The sequence below is a fragment of the Thioalkalivibrio sp. ALgr1 genome (assembly GCF_000378285.1).
GTDB lineage: Bacteria > Pseudomonadota > Gammaproteobacteria > Ectothiorhodospirales > Ectothiorhodospiraceae > Thioalkalivibrio.
Window position 1 is genome coordinate 247,648 of record NZ_KB905134.1, and the last position, 16,731, is coordinate 264,378.

Here is a 16,731-nt window from a genome sequence, read left to right on the forward strand (position 1 = left end):
CGATCGGGCTACTCGACCTCGATACGGTCGAGATTCATCTCCACCGTGCGCTCGCCGACGCCGGATACGTCCGTCAGCGCCTGCACCGAGGCAAACGGACCGTGGGCTTCGCGATGCTCGACGATCGCCTCGGCCTTGACCTGGCCGATGTTGTCCAGCGTCGCGAGTTCATCCGCCGATGCCGAGTTCACATTCACCGGCGTCTGCCCGCCTGATGCCGTAACCAGCGCCAGCGGCAGCACGCACAAGGCGGCGAAGAACCAGCATTTCACACAGTAGATGGCATTTTTCATGTTAACTGCTCCATGTTGAGTGATAACCGGCGCAACCCTTGCGCCAAGGTCATCCTAACGGGATCAGTGGCTCTGGAAAACCCTCTCCAGGCGATGTGCGAAATCGGTCGCAGCTGCCGCCGGATCGGCCGCCCGGGTAATGGGTCGCCCCACCACAATGGCGCTGGCACCGGCCTTGATCGCGTTCTCCGGTGTCATCACCCTGCGCTGATCGTCTCCTTCGGCCTCCGGAAGCCGGATTCCGGGGGTCACCAGCATCGGGCCAGAGCCCAGCTCCTCACGCAGCAGGCTTGCCTCCTGCGCAGAACACACCAGCCCCTCCAGCCCAGCCCGTGCGATGGCCAGATTGCCCAGCAGGCGCACCTGGGCCTCCGGGCTGCGCTGAACGCCAATCTCGCGCAGCGTGTGTGCGTCGCTGGAGGTCAGAACCGTAACCGCCAGAACGGCGGTGTGATCATTGACCTCGCGGACCGCCTCGTGCGCCGCCTGCATCATCTGCAAGCCACCACTGGCGTGCACATTTACCAGCCATACGCCGGTTCGCGCCGCTGCCCTGCAGGCGGCGGCCACTGTATTGGGGATATCGTGAAACTTGAGATCGAGGAATACCCGAAAGCCGAGATCGTGCAGTCTGCCCAATAAATCGGGCCCGGCCACGACAAACAACTCGAACCCGACCTTCAGGGCGCACAATGACGGATCGAGACGCTGCGCCAGCTGGATGGCACTGTCGGCATCGGCAAAGTCGAGTGCCACGATCAGACGCGGGGCTGGGGACTGAACGACTGCTCGCATGGCTCTTCCTGATTAAATGGGTTTCAGCGCGTCCCTTCGCGGACCAGCGCATCTTCAGCCTCCTCGGTAGAGGCATCGAGTTCAAAATCCAGCCCCCGCAGGGTATCCCATCGGCGACAGCTCGGACATTGCCAGACGTGCGCTCGACCCTGGTAGCCACAGTTCATGCACTGGTACAGATGCTGGCTTCCGAGCTGATCCGAAAGCGCTTTCTCGAACGCGGCGAACTCCACACTGTATTCCTGCACCGCGGGGAGAATCTTCATCCAGCGCACGGCCTCGAGCAAGCCCGATGTCGGCACCGGGCGTTGCGAAAGGATCATCCCGAGTTCGGAGAGTGCGGCATCCAGCCGCCCGGTGCGACGGTACAACCGCATCAGTGCGATCCGCGCCACGGTGATACCGCGGCTGTTCGCCAGATCTTCCAGGGTTTGCTCCAGCTGCCCCAGGCGGTTCTCACCTGGCAGTGCCTGGTGCAGCCGCTCGAGGCGCGGCACGACCAGGGGTGCCAGCGGTGGCGTACGGGCCACGGCCTCACGGCCGCATGCAATCGCATCGGCGATGCGGTCTTCGCGTTCCGCGATCTCGGACTTGATCAGCAGCGCGCGCGACAGCCCAGGGACCAGCCCCTCTGCTTGTGCCGCTCGCTCGGCGGAGGTTGAGCGGTCACCTTGCTCCAGCGCAATAGTCGCCAACTCACAGTGATAATGCGCGATTCGAAGATGTTCATTCGGCACGTTATGCGCTTTCAGTCGTGTGCCGACCTCGATCGCGCGCTCCCATTCACGCTGGGTTTCATAGACATGCTGCAGGCCCTTCAGCGCCTGCACCGCCTGATGCGGCGAGTCCGCAAGCTCGCGGAAGACCGCCTCGGCCCGATCGAGAACGCCGGCTAGCAGAAAGTCCTGCCCGAGCTCGTTCAGCGCCTGGGCCCGCTGCTCGTCCTTCAGAGAAGGACGCGCCACCAGGTTCTGATGGATCCGGATCGCCCGATCGACCTCGCCTCGACGCCGGAACAGGCGTCCAAGAATCACATGGGTCTCAAAGGTTTCGTGGTCGACCTCCACCATCTCGATGAAGGCCTGCAAGGCATCATCGGTACGGTCGTCCAGCAGATATCGGACGCCCTCAAGGTAACGGTGAAGGGAAGGTTCCTGGTCCCCCGGGTCTTCCGGGTGGACGCGACGGGCTACCCACCAGCCGCTTGCCGCCGCCACGGGCAGCAAGAGCCAGAACCAGTCGTTGATCACGTGACGCTCCCGGACTCGGACAGCGACCCCAGCTTTCGCGCCGGGCCACAGGGCCGAGCGAACGCTGCGAGGCATACCCGTTTCCACACCCTGCAACATGACCCACGAGAAGGGCCTGGCCAACCAATCTTGTTACATCGGGTGATCAATAAACGAGCGTTCACGGGAGAGGAAACGAGCCATCCCAACCATATGGTCGATCGATTCTCGGACGTAGCGGAAGACATGGCGCGTCGTTTGTGCCTCAAGGCTGGCCTTCACCGGCTGCACTGTGCACGTGGGCGAAATGGACTCCAGCGCGGGCATGCACAGTGATCCGCATTGCACTAATAAAAATCCCGCATCGGGGCCGTTCGCATCTGCTCGACCTCGGTCTTCAATGCGCGATTCTCCGCGCGCAGGTCCGCCACCTTCTGGTTCAGTCGGCGGATACGGAGAAGCAGAATGGCGGCCGTGACGACCACACCCACGAGCGCGGAAATGCCCAGCAGGACTACCAGGGGCGCTTGCACGTCTACCCATGGCAGGCTCAGGGTGACCTGGCCCTCGTTGAACACCACAAGAATACCGATCGCCGAAGAGATCAGGATCAGCAAGGCAAACGCGACTACGTTGCGGACCTGCTGGCGCCGTCGATCGGACATGCCGATTACTCGTCGACAACCGCGGGGCTATTGACCCGCTCGCGCAGTTCCTTGCCGGGTTTGAAATGCGGGACATGCTTGCCCGGCAGTGCCACCCCTTCCCCGGTCTTGGGATTGCGTCCAAGACGCGGCGGGCGGAAATGCAGGGAGAAGCTGCCGAAGCCACGAATCTCGACTCGCTGACCATGCGCCAGGGCCTGACTCATCCGTTCCAGCAACGCCTTCACGCACATCTCGACATCCCGTGCGGGCAGGTGAGGCGATTTCTGGGCGAGGCTTTCGATCAATTCCGATTTGGTCATCTGACGCTCGTCACAGACAGAAGAAAGAGATCCGCAGTGTGCGGATAAAAAACAGTCCACGGCATCCGTACGGACACCGTGGACTTTATTGTGACGGACTTAGTCGTTCTTGCCCATCTGTTCCTTCAGCAGATCGCCAAGGGAGGTCGTCGCACTACCGCTCGCGGAGTAGTCGGAGACCATCTCGGCCTCTTCGGCGCGGTCCTTGGCCTTGATCGACAGGCTGATCGCACGGGTCTTCTTGTCCACACCCATGAACTTGGCCTCGACCTCTTCGCCAACGTTCAGCACGGTCCGCGCATCTTCCACACGGTCCTGGGAGATATCGGCCGCACGCAGGATGCCGTCGATACCGTCAGCCAGCTCGATCACGGCCGCCTTGGCGTCCACTTCCTTGACCGTACCCTTCACGATGCTGCCCTTGGTGTGCTCGGCCACGAAGTTGGAGAACGGATCGCGGTCCAGCTGCTTCAGACCCAGGGAGATACGCTCGCGCTCCGGATCCACCGACAGCACCACGGCCTCGACCTCGTCGCCCTTCTTGAAGTTGCGGATCGCCTCTTCACCGGCCTCGTGCCAGGACAGGTCGGACAGGTGGATCAGGCCATCGATGCCGCCATCCAGACCGACGAACACGCCGAAGTCGGTGATCGACTTGATCTGGCCACGGACCTTCTCGCCACGGTTGTGGTTAGCGGCGAAGTCGTCCCACGGGTTGGACTGGCACTGCTTCATACCCAGCGAGATGCGGCGGCGCTCTTCGTCCAGGTCCAGGATCATCACCTCGACCTCGTCGCCGATGGCCACGACCTTGCCCGGATTAACGTTCTTGTTGGTCCAGTCCATCTCGGACACGTGCACCAGGCCTTCCACGCCGTCTTCGATTTCCACGAAGCAGCCGTAGTCGGTAATGTTGGTGACCTTGCCGAAGATGCGGGTGCCGGTCGGGTAACGGCGGGTGATGTTCTCCCACGGATCCTCGCCCAGCTGCTTCAGGCCCAGCGAGACGCGCATGCGTTCGCGGTCGAACTTCAGCACCTTGACTTCGACTTCCTGGCCGATCTCGACCACGTCGGAGGGGTGCTTCACGCGCTTCCAGGCCATGTCAGTGATATGCAGCAGGCCGTCGATGCCACCCAGATCCAGGAACGCACCGTAGTCGGTCAGGTTCTTCACGATGCCCTTCACGACCGCGCCTTCCTGCAGGTTCTTCAGCAGTTCTTCGCGCTCGGCGCTGTATTCCTGCTCGACCACGGCGCGGCGCGATACGACCACGTTATTGCGGCGGCGATCCAGCTTGATGAGCTTGAATTCCAGTTCCTTGCCTTCCAGGTACGCGGTATCGCGCACCGGACGTACATCCACGAGTGAACCGGGCAGGAACGCACGGATGTCTCCCAGCTCGACGGTGTACCCGCCCTTGACCTTGCCGGAGATCTTGCCGGTGACGTACTGCTCTTCTTCCATCGCACCTTCAAGACGATCCCAGGCCTTGGCCCGCTTGGCCTTCTCGCGCGACATGCGCGTCTCGCCGAAACCGTCTTCGGGGGTTTCGAGGGCCACTTCGACGACATCGCCGACCTTGACCTCGAGCTCGCCCTCGTCGTTCATGAACTGCTCGGTGGGGATGACCCCCTCGGACTTCAGGCCGGCATTGACCACGACCACATCCGGGGTGACCTCAATGACGGTGGCACTGAGGATGGCACCCGGCTGCATCTGGGTGTAGGCCATGCTCTCTTCGAGCAGTTGCGCGAAACTTTCACTCATGGATTTAAAAACCTGTGATTAAACAAACTCTTGAAGAAACTTCCTACAAGAGGGTTTGAACGTTAATGTACCCGCTTCGAGGCTATCCCTCGATTCGGGGGCTTTGTTCCGGGAGTACGTCCCGGAGGCGCTCCAGGATCATGTCCACCACGCTGACGATGTCGAGTTCCGTGGTATCCAGCACCCAGGCATCTTCGGCGGGCTTGAGGGGAGCCACGCTACGCTCGCGGTCACGGCGGTCGCGCGCCTCCATCTCATCCTGAAGGGCGGAAAGATTAGCACTAAGTCCTTGTTCCTTCAACTGCATGTAACGCCTGCGCGCCCGCTCCTCCGCCGAGGCCGTCAGGAAGATCTTGAGGTCCGCATCCGGGAACACCACGGTGCCCATGTCGCGCCCGTCCGCGACCAGCCCCGGGGCCTGAGCAAACCATCGCTGGCGATCGAGCAATGCCTCGCGTACAGCGGGCAGCGCGGCGACCTGCGAGGCATCGGAACCCGCCTGTTCGGTGCGCAGGAGCACGTCCACCGGCTGGCCCTCAAGCAGGGTCGTTACCCTTGCCGCATCGCCGTCGATCTCGAAGCTGACGTCCAGTGCGCCGGCCAGGCGTTCGAGTCCTTCGATATCGGTCAGCTCCACCCCATGCTGGCGCGCGGCAAGGCCCAGCAGTCGGTACAGGGCCCCACTGTCGAGCAGGTGCCAGCCCATCGCCGCGGCGACGCGCATGCACACCGTCCCCTTTCCGGCACCACCCGGGCCGTCAATGGCGAGCACCGGGATCGCCGCCGTCATGCCGCCTCCAGCGACAGACCGGCATTACGGGCAAGGTCCACGAAACCCGGGAACGATGTCGCCACATTGGCGCAGTCACGAATGCGAATCGGGCCACTGGCCCGCAGCCCGGCCATCGCGAACGACATCGCGATACGGTGGTCGCCATGGCTGTCGATCTCTCCGCCGGCGAAACCCTCGCCGCCCAGAATGCGAATACCATCGCGCTGCACCGAGCACTGCACACCCAGCGCCTGAAGCCCATCGGCCATCACCTGAATGCGATCGCTCTCCTTGACCCGCAGTTCTTCCGCGCCCGTCAGGACCGTCTCGCCCTCGGCGCAGGCCGCGGCGACAAAGATGGCCGGGAATTCGTCGATCGCCAGCGGCACCAGCTCGGTCGGGATTTCGATCCCCTTCAGGCGCGTGGCATGTACCTCGATGTCGGCCACCGGCTCGCCGCCGGCTTCGCGTTCGTTCTCCACGCGGATATCCGCGCCCATCAGGCGCAGGATGTCGATCACACCGGTCCGGGTCGGATTGATGCCGACGTGTTCCAGGCGCATCTGCGAGCCCGTCGCGATGCTGGCGCCCACCAGGAAGAACGCGGCCGAGGAAATGTCCGCCGGGACATCCACCGAACTGGCCTGCAGGCGCCCGCCACCGGTCACGCAGGCCTTGGGACCATCCCGGGTAACGACACAGCCGAAGCCATTCAGCATCCGCTCGGTGTGGTCCCGGGTGGGCGCGGGCTCGGTCACACAGGTTTTCCCGTCTGCCCACAATCCCGCGAGCAGGATCGCGGACTTGACCTGTGCGCTGGCCACCTGCAGCACATGATCGGTGCCCCGCAGGGGTGCGCCGCCACGGATGCGCAAAGGCGGCGTACCGGCCTCACTGGTCTCGATCTGTGCACCCATGAGCGCCAGGGGCTCGGTGACCCGGCGCATGGGGCGACGCGTCAGGGATTCATCGCCGATGAGCTCGCTATCGAACGACTGCCCGGCGAGCACCCCGCAGAGCAGCCGCATGGCGGTCCCCGAGTTACCCATGTCCAGCGGGCGATCCGGGGCCTGCAGGCCCTGCAGGCCCCGGCCCTGGATCACGACCTCGCCTGGCCCTTTGCGCTCGATCGGCACACCCATCGCGCGAAAGGCCTCCAGCGTCGCCAGGCAATCGGCCCCTTCGAGAAAGCCGGTGACACGCGTCTCGCCCTCGGCCAGCGCACCCAGCATGATCGAGCGATGGGAAATGGATTTGTCGCCCGGCACACGGGCGACACCGGAGAGCGTGCCCCCCGGCTGTACGGTAAAGGTGTTCATCTGTCAGGTATCCAGTTGTGCATCCGCCGGGTCACAAAAACGATCCCGGGTTTCCTTTGCGTGCCGAAAGCGCGTCTCGATCGCGGGCCCGTCCGCCGATTCGATCATCCCGCGTAACTGCTCCAGGTCACCCTGGTAGCGTTCGATCACCTCGAGGATGGCCGTGCGGTTGGCCAGGCAGATATCGCGCCAGACCACCGGGTCCGACGAGGCAATGCGGGTGAAATCGCGAAAGCCGCCCGCCGCATAATGAAAGATCTCGTCGCGCTCGCTCATGTCCGACAGTGACGCCACCAGCGTGTAGGCCAGCACGTGAGGCAGATGGCTCGTCGCCGCGAGCACCCGGTCGTGGTGGGCGGGTGTCATGAATTCCACCCGCGCACCAGTCGCCTGCCACATCTGTGCAATGCGATCGCTGGCCATCGGGTTGGTCGCATCCGCCGGGGTCAGGATCACCAGCCGATCCCGAAATAGGCTGGGGAATGCCGCCGCCACCCCGCTCTTCTCGGTCCCGGCAATGGGGTGACCGGGCACAAACTGGCGCGGCGTGGTGCCAAAGCCCTCGGTCACCGCGTCGATCACGGCCTGCTTGCTCGAGCCGACGTCCGTCAACGGGCTGTCGTCCGGCCAGCAGCCGGCCAGGTCGCGTGCCAGCGGGCCCATTGCCCCCAGCGGCACTGCCAGTACGCCGATATCCGCCCCTTCCGCGGCCTCCGCCACCGAGGTCGTCCAGCGGTCGATCACGCCCAGACGCTCGGCCTCGCGCAGGTTGTCCGCATTGCGCGAACAGCCCACGATCTCGCGTACCGCTCCCGCCTCGCGCAAGGCGAGCGCGAGCGAGCCACCAATCAGGCCAACCCCAAAGATGACCAGCCGCTCGATCATGCCAGGGCCCGAGCCAGCGCCTGCAGGAAGCGTTCGTTGTCCTCGGCCGTGGAGACCGTTACCCGCAGATGCCCGGGCAGCCCGTAGTTCTCCACTGGACGGGTGATCACGCCTTCGCGTTGCAACGCCTCGTACACCGGCCCCGCATCACGCCCGGTGTCAAAGGTAATGAAGTTGCCCACCGACGGGATCACGCGCAGTCCCCGCTCGCGGAGACCTTCGTCAAGCTGCGCCAGCCCCTCGCGGTTGACGCGCACCGAACGCTCGATATGCGCGGAGTCCCCCAGTGCGGCAAGACCTGCGGCCTGTGCAACCGCATTCACATTGAACGGCTGGCGCACGCGATTAAGCAGTTCCGCGACCGCGGGCGAACTGACGGAATACCCCAGGCGCAGACCGGCAAGGCCCTGAATCTTTGAAAACGTGCGGGTCACGATGAGATTCGGATAGCGCGCGACCCACTGGGTGGTATCGGGATAGTCTTCCTGCTCGACGTACTCCGCATACGCCTCGTCGATCACGACCAGCGTAGTGGCCGGCATCGCTGCCACGAAAGCCTCGAGTGCTGCGCGCCCGACCCAGGTCCCGGTCGGGTTGTTCGGATTGGCCACGAACACCACCCGCACGGTGTCATCCACTGCTTTCTGCATCGCAGCCAGATCATGCCCGTATGGCTGTTTCAGGTCGGCCGCAGGCAGCGCTTCGACCACCCGGGCCTCGGCCCCCACCGCCTGGGTAACCAGCGGGTACACGGCAAAGGCATGAGCCGAAAAGACCGCGGCCCGACCGGGCGCCAGCCACGCCCGCGCAATCAGCTCCAGGATCTCGTTGGACCCATTGCCGAGGGAAATGGCATCCGGTTCGACAGCATGCCGGGTGGCCAGCGCGGCCTTCAGTTCGAAGCCTGCCCCATCGGGATAGATGTGGGCCCCGCTCATCGCCGCGCGTGCGGCCTCCACCGCCTGGGGCGAGGGCCCCAATGGATTCTCGTTGGAGGCCATCTTGATCGCCTGCTGAATGCCCAGCTCCCGCTCGAGCGCCGCGATCGGCTTGCCGGGCTGATAGGGCGTCAGGCCCCGAACGCCATCCACGGCAAGCGCGGCGGCATCAAAACCACCCGGGTTCTGGTCGGACACGGGGTTGCGTGAAGCCATGGGATACCTCGGTTAGGGGAACACTGATTCATGCACGCGCTCGCGCTCGAGTCGCTTTTGCGTGCGAACAAGGCGCGGTGACTGCCGTGCAGTCATTCTGCACAAGGGAGCCGCAACGCCGTTCCCGCGCCCGTTTTTGATAACAACGGGCGGCCGAGCCCCTTGGGGTTGGTACCCCAGGTTCCCCGATCCTGCGTTGCGCCCCGAATCAATCAACAACGGGCGGGTAGAACCACTACCCGCTGCACGGCGCGCCTTGTCTCGGGAAACCTGGGGTATCAACGCGAGCGTGTGCATGAGTCAGTGTTCCCCTCAGGTAGCGGCCTGAGGATAGCTCCCCAGCACCTTGACGGTATCGGCGGTCTGGCGCAGCTGTTCCAGACAATCCTGGATTGCCGGATCCTTCTGGTGGCCCACCAGATCCAGGAAAAACACATAGGTCCACTGGGTGCAGCGCGAGGGCCGCGACTCGATCCGGGTCAGGCTGATGCCGGCCTCGGCGATCGGTTTGAGCAGTGCATAAAGCGACCCTGGCCGGTTCGCGGTACTGAGCATGATCGAGGTCCGGTCCGCGCCACTCGGCTCGGTGGACGCGGTGCCGATAATCAGGAAGCGCGTGGTGTTGTCGGCGCGATCCTCGACATGCTGCACCCGCAGTGGAACGCCATAGTGCTCAGCGGCCACGCGGCTGGCGATCGCCGCGCTTTCCGGGTCTTTGGCCGCAACCTCGGCGGCTCGGGCGTTGGAGGACACCGCCTCGCGCTCCGCGTGTGGCAGGTGGGTATCCAGCCACTGCCGGCACTGGGCCAGTGCCTGAGCGTGCGCTCGGACGCGGCGAATCTCGCCCAGGTCTTCGGCCTGCGCCAGAAGATGATGATGGATTGGCGTCACGACCTCGCCGCAGATCTGCAGGGACGAATCGAGGAAACAGTCCACGGTATGCGTGACCACGCCCTCGGAGCTGTTCTCGATCGGCACAACACCGAACTGCGCCCGTCCCGCTTCCACCGCGCCAAACACCTGATCGATCGAGGTAAGCGGGGTGGTCTCCACCGCATGCCCAAAGTGCTTGCGTGCCGCCAGGTGGGTAAAGGTCCCTTCGGGGCCCAGATAGGCGACCGTCAGCGGATGTTCCAGCGCCAGACACTCGGACATGATCTCCCGGAACAGCCGGACCACGGCCTCGCCGGACAAGGGTCCGGGGTTTTCCTCGCGCACGCGCCGCAGGATCTCGGCCTCGCGCTCCGGCCGGTAGAAGACCGGATTCGGCTCGAAGTCGCGCTTGACCCGCGCGACCGCCTCGGCGCAGCGTGCACGCTCGCTGAGAAGCTCCAGCAACTGCCCGTCCAGCGCGTCGATGCGGTTACGCAAGGACCCGAGGTCTTCCGGCCCCGTAGCGGCTTTCGGCGATGGCCCCTTCTTCGTCACGATCTACAGCACCCGTGCGCGCAGCACGCCATCAATCTGCAGCAACGCATCCAGCGTGGACGGGTCGGGCTTGCCGTCCACGTCCAGAAGCGTATACGCGAGATCCCCACGGGAATCGTTCATCAGGTGCAGGATGTTCAGGTTGGATTCGCCCAGGACATGCGAGATGCGCGCCACGCGATCCGGGAGATTGCGGTTGACCACCGCGATGCGGGTGTCGCCCTTGCGGTCCAGCACCAGGGTCGGCAGGTTCACCGAATTGACCACATTGCCGTTCTCGAGATAGTCGCGCAGCTCGTCGGCGATCATCACCGCGCAGTTCTCTTCCGACTCGGTCGTCGAAGCCCCCAGGTGCGGCAGCGTGATGACCCGCGGGTGGCCCAGCATGTTGGGCACCGGGAAGTCGGTAATGTAGGCGTGCAGCCGCTCGGCATCGAGCCCTTCGCGCACGGCCTCGTCATCGACGATGCCCTCGCGCGCCAGGTTCAGCACCATCGCGCCTGGATTCATACCAGCCAGCCCCTTGGCATTGACGATATGGCGAGTGTTCTCGGTCAGCGGTACATGTACCGTCACCGCGTCGGCACCCTCCAGGGCAGCTTCCACGGAGCGCGCCCGCTCGATGTCCGAATCGAGGCGCCAGGCATTCTCGACCGTGACCTTGGGGTCGAAACCCACGACTTCCATGCCGAGGGCCTTGGCCGCATTGGCCACGCCGACACCGATGGCGCCCAGTCCCAGCACGGCGAGCTTGCGCCCGGGCAGTTCGAAGCCCGTGAACCGCTTCTTGCCGTGTTCGACCGCGGCCATGAAGTCGTCCTTGCTCGGGTCCAGCTCCTGCACATAGCCGGCCGCCGGGAGCAGATTGCGCGCGCCCAGCAGCAGGCCGGCGATCACCAGCTCCTTGACGGCATTGGCATTGGCCCCGGGCGCGTTGAATACCGCGACCCCACGGTCCGACAGCGCCGTGACCGGGATATTGTTCACCCCGCTGCCAGCCCGCCCGACGGCCAGCACGGACTCCGGGATATCGACATCGTGCAGATTAAACGAGCGCAGCATCAGCGCGTCGGGCTGATTGATGTCCGAGGCGACCTCGTAACGGTCCCGCGGGAAGCGATCCAGCCCGCGTATGGCGATATTGTTGTAGGTCTGTATGCGGTACATCCGGGTCCTCCGTGATCGGTTACCCCAGGGGGACACGCTCAGGCGTGGCGGTTCTCGAAGTCCGCCATGAACTCGATCAGCGCGTCCACAGCACTCTCCGGCACGGCGTTGTAGATGCTAGCGCGCATACCGCCCACCGAACGATGCCCTTTCAGCGACGACAGCCCGGCGGCATCGGCCTCGTTCAGGAACGTACCATCCAGCGAGTCGTCCGCGAGGATAAACGGCACGTTCATCCACGAACGCGCATCCGGCTCGACCGGGTTGCGATAAAACGCCGAGTTATCCACGAAATGATAGAGCTTCTCGGCCTTGCGCTGGTTGATCTCGGCCATCTTGTCCAGCCCGCCCTGCTCCAGAAGCCACTCGAAGACCAGTCCCGCCAAGTACCAGCCGAAGGTCGGCGGCGTGTTGTACATGGAGTCGTTTTTCGCCTGCAGCGTCCAGTCGACCACCGCCGGCAGATTCGGATTCGACTCTTTGTCCAGCAGGTCATTGCGAACAATCACCACGGTCAGCCCGGCGGGCCCGATGTTCTTCTGCGCGCCCGCGTAAATCACGCCAAATTTCGACACGTCGATCGGGCGCGAGAGGATGGTGGAGGACATGTCCGCCACCAGCGGCTTGCCCCCGACATCCGGGACCTCGTGAAACTCCACGCCACCGATCGTTTCGTTCGGGGTGTAGTGCACGTAGGCGGCATTCGGGTCCAGATTCCAGCTGTCGCGCGCCGGGATCGAGGCGTAGCCACTGGCCTGCGAGCTGGCGACGATATTCACCGGCCCGAACTTCTGGGCTTCCTTGATCGCCTTGCCCGACCAGGCCCCGGTGTCGATGTAGTCCATCGGTTTTCCGCCCGAGTGCAGGTTCATCGGGATCGCCGCAAACTGGCCGGTCGCCCCACCCTGCAGGAACAGCACACTGTAGTCGTCCGGAATGTTCATCAGCTTGCGCAGGTCTTGCTCCGCCTTCTCGGCGACCTGCATGAACGGCTTGCCGCGATGGCTCATCTCCATAACCGACATGCCGGCGCCATGGAAATCGATCAGTTCTTCGCGTGCCCGTTCCAGGACCGCCTGCGGCAGCGCAGCCGGCCCCGCACTGAAGTTATGCACTCGGCTCATTCCGGATCTCCGTTGTCGATGGTGTTCTGCGTGGATTCGTCGTCCTCGCTCTCGCTGTCGTCGTCCAGGTCTTCATCCTCGCCCTGCAGCTTTTCGACCCGGGCCAGTTCCACCAGGCGCTCGCCCTCGTCCAGGCGGATCAGCCGCACACCCTGCGTATTGCGCCCGATCAGCGGGATCTGGTCCACCGGTGTACGCACCAGCGTACCGCCCGTGGTGATCAGCATCGCCTCGTCGTCTTCCAGCACGCGCGCGGCCCCGACCAGTGGCCCGTTGCGCCCCTCGGTCTGGATCCCGATCACGCCCTGGCCGCCACGACGGTGGACCGGGAATTCGTCGAAGCGAGTCCGCTTGCCGTAGCCGTTCTCGGTGGCCAGCAAGGCGGCACCCTCGGCGACATTGAGCAGCGCAATCACGCGATGATCCGATTCCATGCGCACGCCGCGCACACCGCAGGCGGTACGGCCCATCGGCCGCACGTCGTTCTCGGAGAAGCGCACTGCCTTGCCGGCCGTGGTAACGAGCATTACGTCCATCTGGCCATCGGTAAGCGAAACGTCCACCAGGTAATCGTCGTCGCGCAGATCCACCGCGATGATCCCGGTCGAGCGGCGGCGCGAGAAGTCGGTCAGCGGGGTCTTCTTGACCGTTCCGCGCGCGGTCACCATGAACACATAGTGGTCCGGGTCGTACTCGCGCACCGGCAGGATGGCGTTGATTCGCTCGTCCGCTTCCAGCGGCAGCAGATTCACGATCGGCTTGCCACGCGAGGCGCGCGAACCCTGTGGCAGTTCATAGACTTTCAGCCAGTAGACCCGCCCGCGGCTGGAGAAACACAGCACCGTGTCGTGCGTGTTCGCGACCAGCAACCGGTCGACAAAGTCCTCTTCCTTGAAGCTCGCGGCCGCCTTGCCGCGACCGCCTCGGCGTTGCGCGCGGTAGTCGGCCACCGGCTGGTACTTCACATAGCCGGCGTGGGAGAGCGTCACCACGACGTCTTCCTCGCCGATCAGGTCTTCCAGGGTGAGGTTCGCCTGGCGCTCGCGGATCTCGCTACGGCGTTCGTCGCCGAACTGCTCGGCCACGGCCAGCAGTTCGTTGCGGATCTCCTGCTGCAGGCGCTCCCCCGAACCGAGAATGTCGAGCAGGTCCTCGATCAAGTCGAGCAGCTCCCGGTATTCGTCGAGGATCTTGTCCTGTTCCAGCCCGGTCAGACGGTGCAGGCGCAGATCCAGAATCGCCTGCGCCTGGGCCTCGGACAGGCGATAGCCGTCGTCGCCCACGCCGTAGTCCGCTGCCAGATCCTCCGGACGCGAGGCGCTGGCCCCGGCCCGGTCGAGCATGTCGCTGACCACGCCCAGCGGCCAGCTGCGCGCCAGCAGGCCGGCCTTGGCCTCGGCCGGGTTGGGGGCGGCACGGATCAGTTCGATCACCGGATCGATGTTGGCCAGCGCGATCGCCAGGCCTTCCAGGATATGGGCGCGCTCGCGCGCCTTGCGCAGGTCGAAGATCGTGCGGCGGGTAACCACCTCGCGGCGATGCCGCAGAAAGGACTCCAGCACCTGACGCAGATCCAGCACCTTCGGCTGGCCGTCAACCAGGGCGACGATGTTGATGCCGAAGACGTTCTGCATCTGCGTGTGCATGTACAGGTGGTTCAGGACCACCTCGGCCATCTCGCCGCGCTTGAGCTCGATGACCAGTCGCATGCCGTCCTTGTCCGACTCGTCGCGCAGCTCCGAGATGCCGTCGATGCGCTTTTCCTTGACCAGCTCGGCGATCTTCTCGGTCAGGCGGGCCTTGTTCACCTGGTACGGGAGTTCGGTGACGACGATCGCCTCGCGCTGTCCGCCCTCCAGCGGCTCGACATGCGAGCGCGCCCGGATCAGCACCCGGCCACGACCAGTGCGATAGGCCTCGCGCACGCCTTCCACGCCGTTGATGATCCCGGCCGTCGGGAAATCGGGGCCCGGCACGTGCTCCATCAGACCTTCGATGGATATCTCCGGGTCATCAATCAGCGCCACACAGGCGTTGATCACCTCGCGCAGGTTGTGCGGCGGGATGTTGGTCGCCATCCCCACCGCGATCCCGGCGGAGCCGTTGACCAGCAGGTTGGGAAACTTGCTCGGCAGTACCGCCGGCTCCGTCTCGGAGCCGTCGTAGTTGTCGATGAAGTCGACGGTTTCCTTGTCGATATCGGCCAGCAGCTCGGCCGCGATGCGCGCCATGCGCACCTCGGTATAACGCATGGCCGCCGGGGAATCACCGTCAATGGAGCCGAAGTTGCCCTGCCCGTCGGCCAGCATGTAGCGCATCGAGAACGGCTGCGCCATACGCACGATGGCGTCGTAGACGGCGGAGTCACCATGCGGGTGGTATTTACCGATCACGTCACCGACCACGCGCGCCGACTTCTTGTACGGCTTGTTGTAGTCGTTGCCCAGCTCGCGCATCGCGTAGAGCACGCGGCGATGGACCGGCTTGAGGCCGTCACGGACATCGGGGAGGGCCCGGCCCACGATTACGCTCATCGCGTAATCGAGGTAGGACTGCTGCATCTCGTCTTCGAGATTGACCGGGAAGATTTCCTTGGCAAATTCAGCCATCGAGGGTTACGCCGTCCGTCTGAACAAGCTCGCGATCATACCACAGGGGTAACCACTGGGACCTAGCAAATGGGCCTGAAATCGCCCCTCCGTAGCTCTCAGCGGGGGTGCACTACTGTGAAACACCGTGATCCGGCGCTGTCAGCCCTCCACAACAGGCTCTCCAGCGACGGCTTTCCGCCGCAGGGCGGCCAGTTTGTCCCGATCCGGCGCCTCGACCACACCGTGCTCGGTCACGATCGCGTCGACCAGGTGCGCCGGCGTAACGTCGAACGCCGGGTTGTAGGCCCGGGCGCCGTCCGCGGCCACGCGCTTCCCGGCGAGCGCCAAAACCTCGTCTTCGGCGCGCTGCTCGATCGGGATACCCTCCCCGTCCGGCATGTCGAAGTCGATGGTCGACAACGGGGCCGCGACCATAAAGCGCACGCCGTGGGCACGGGCCAGGAGGGCCAGCCCATAGGTGCCGATCTTGTTCGCCACATCGCCGTTCGCCGCAATGCGGTCGGAACCCACGATCACCCAGCCGACGCGTCCGGAACGCAGCAGACTGGCGGCCGCCCCTTCGCACAGCAGCTGTACCGGGATACCGTCATGCACGAGTTCCCAGGCGGTCAGCCGGCTCCCCTGGAGCCACGGGCGGGTCTCGTCGGCAAAGACCTCGGTCACCCGACCCTCGTCCCAGGCCGCCCGAATCACCCCCAGGGCCGTGCCATAGCCCCCGGTGGCCAGCGAACCCGTATTGCAGTGGGTGAGCACCGCATGCCCCGGCTCAATCAAGGAAGCCCCGTGCCGCCCCATGCGACGGTTGCCCGCGATGTCGTCGTCCAGCATCTGCCGGGCCGCGGTCGTGGTCGCCTCAATGGCGGCCTCCGGATCCGGGGCGCCATCGACCTCCCGGGCCATGCGGTCCAGCGCCCAGAACAGATTCACCGCCGTGGGCCGCGAGGCCCGCAGGCGATCCATGTCCGCGGCCACGCGTTCGCGCCAGTCGTCCCGACCCCGGGCCTTCTGGCAGGCCAGCACGACCCCGAACGCGGCCGTGATCCCGATGGCGGGCGCACCGCGCACGACCATGTCGCGTATCGCGGTCGCCACCTCGCCGGCATCGGTGTAGCACTGGCGCACGGCCTCGCCCGGCAACAGGCGCTGGTCGAGCAGATAGAGGTTGCCGTCTTCAAAGCGAATCGGGCGGATCGTGTCGGAGCGGTGTTCGGTCATG

General features: G+C 64.7%; 15 protein-coding genes. All 15 read right to left on the bottom strand.

The features are described from left to right. Window positions 1–8: 8 nt before the first annotated feature. Entirely contained in the window at window positions 9–293 is a 285-nt protein-coding gene (locus F466_RS0108870) for a ComEA family DNA-binding protein (protein ID WP_012982617.1), read from the bottom strand. Window positions 294–356: 63 nt separating this feature from the next. Beyond that, window positions 357–1,088 (bottom strand): orotidine-5'-phosphate decarboxylase, encoded by a 732-nt coding sequence (gene pyrF, locus F466_RS0108875; RefSeq protein ID WP_018993920.1) that lies wholly within the window; start codon window positions 1,086–1,088, stop codon window positions 357–359. 23 nt (window positions 1,089–1,111) lie between these two features. Further along, window positions 1,112–2,338 carry a tetratricopeptide repeat protein gene (locus tag F466_RS0108880; RefSeq protein WP_012982615.1) on the bottom strand — a complete coding sequence of 409 codons (1,227 nt, stop codon included), beginning with the start codon at window positions 2,336–2,338 and terminating at the stop codon, window positions 1,112–1,114. Window positions 2,339–2,664: 326 nt separating this feature from the next. Then, on the bottom strand, window positions 2,665–2,982 hold the full coding sequence (locus tag F466_RS0108890; protein WP_018139267.1) for a lipopolysaccharide assembly protein LapA domain-containing protein: 318 nt from the start codon (window positions 2,980–2,982) through the stop codon (window positions 2,665–2,667). Between the two features lie 5 nt (window positions 2,983–2,987). Beyond that, on the bottom strand, window positions 2,988–3,344 hold the full coding sequence (locus tag F466_RS0108895) for an integration host factor subunit beta (protein ID WP_255349327.1): 357 nt from the start codon (window positions 3,342–3,344) through the stop codon (window positions 2,988–2,990). Window positions 3,345–3,383: 39 nt separating this feature from the next. Then, a complete protein-coding gene (gene rpsA, locus F466_RS0108900) occupies window positions 3,384–5,054 on the bottom strand; it encodes a 30S ribosomal protein S1 (RefSeq protein ID WP_012982611.1) in 1,671 nt (556 codons plus the stop codon). A gap of 82 nt (window positions 5,055–5,136) precedes the next feature. After that, window positions 5,137–5,844, bottom strand: a complete 708-nt coding sequence (gene cmk / locus F466_RS0108905) for a (d)CMP kinase (RefSeq protein ID WP_012982610.1) — start codon at window positions 5,842–5,844, stop codon at window positions 5,137–5,139. Continuing rightward, window positions 5,841–7,145 carry a 3-phosphoshikimate 1-carboxyvinyltransferase gene (gene aroA / locus F466_RS0108910; RefSeq protein WP_012982609.1) on the bottom strand — a complete coding sequence of 435 codons (1,305 nt, stop codon included), beginning with the start codon at window positions 7,143–7,145 and terminating at the stop codon, window positions 5,841–5,843. Before aroA ends, cmk begins: the two co-directional genes overlap by 4 nt. Before the next feature lie 3 nt (window positions 7,146–7,148). After that, window positions 7,149–8,030 (bottom strand): prephenate dehydrogenase/arogenate dehydrogenase family protein, encoded by an 882-nt coding sequence (locus F466_RS0108915; protein ID WP_012982608.1) that lies wholly within the window; start codon window positions 8,028–8,030, stop codon window positions 7,149–7,151. After that, window positions 8,027–9,184, bottom strand: a complete 1,158-nt coding sequence (hisC, locus tag F466_RS0108920; protein WP_018993923.1) for a histidinol-phosphate transaminase — start codon at window positions 9,182–9,184, stop codon at window positions 8,027–8,029. The genes F466_RS0108915 and hisC overlap by 4 nt, the downstream gene beginning before the upstream one ends. A 312-nt stretch (window positions 9,185–9,496) precedes the next feature. Further along, window positions 9,497–10,555, bottom strand: a complete 1,059-nt coding sequence (pheA, locus tag F466_RS0108925) for a prephenate dehydratase (protein ID WP_018993924.1) — start codon at window positions 10,553–10,555, stop codon at window positions 9,497–9,499. Between the two features lie 60 nt (window positions 10,556–10,615). Then, the gene (locus tag F466_RS0108930) at window positions 10,616–11,779 is read right to left on the bottom strand and encodes a 3-phosphoglycerate dehydrogenase family protein (RefSeq protein ID WP_012982605.1); all 1,164 of its coding nucleotides are present in this window, start codon (window positions 11,777–11,779) and stop codon (window positions 10,616–10,618) included. 38 nt (window positions 11,780–11,817) lie between these two features. Next, window positions 11,818–12,903 (bottom strand): 3-phosphoserine/phosphohydroxythreonine transaminase, encoded by a 1,086-nt coding sequence (gene serC, locus F466_RS0108935; RefSeq protein WP_018139263.1) that lies wholly within the window; start codon window positions 12,901–12,903, stop codon window positions 11,818–11,820. Beyond that, window positions 12,900–15,512 (bottom strand): DNA gyrase subunit A, encoded by a 2,613-nt coding sequence (gene gyrA / locus F466_RS0108940; RefSeq protein WP_018993925.1) that lies wholly within the window; start codon window positions 15,510–15,512, stop codon window positions 12,900–12,902. Before gyrA ends, serC begins: the two co-directional genes overlap by 4 nt. A gap of 141 nt (window positions 15,513–15,653) precedes the next feature. After that, window positions 15,654–16,730, bottom strand: a complete 1,077-nt coding sequence (gene mtnA, locus F466_RS0108945; RefSeq protein ID WP_018993926.1) for an S-methyl-5-thioribose-1-phosphate isomerase — start codon at window positions 16,728–16,730, stop codon at window positions 15,654–15,656. Window position 16,731: the final 1 nt, after the last annotated feature.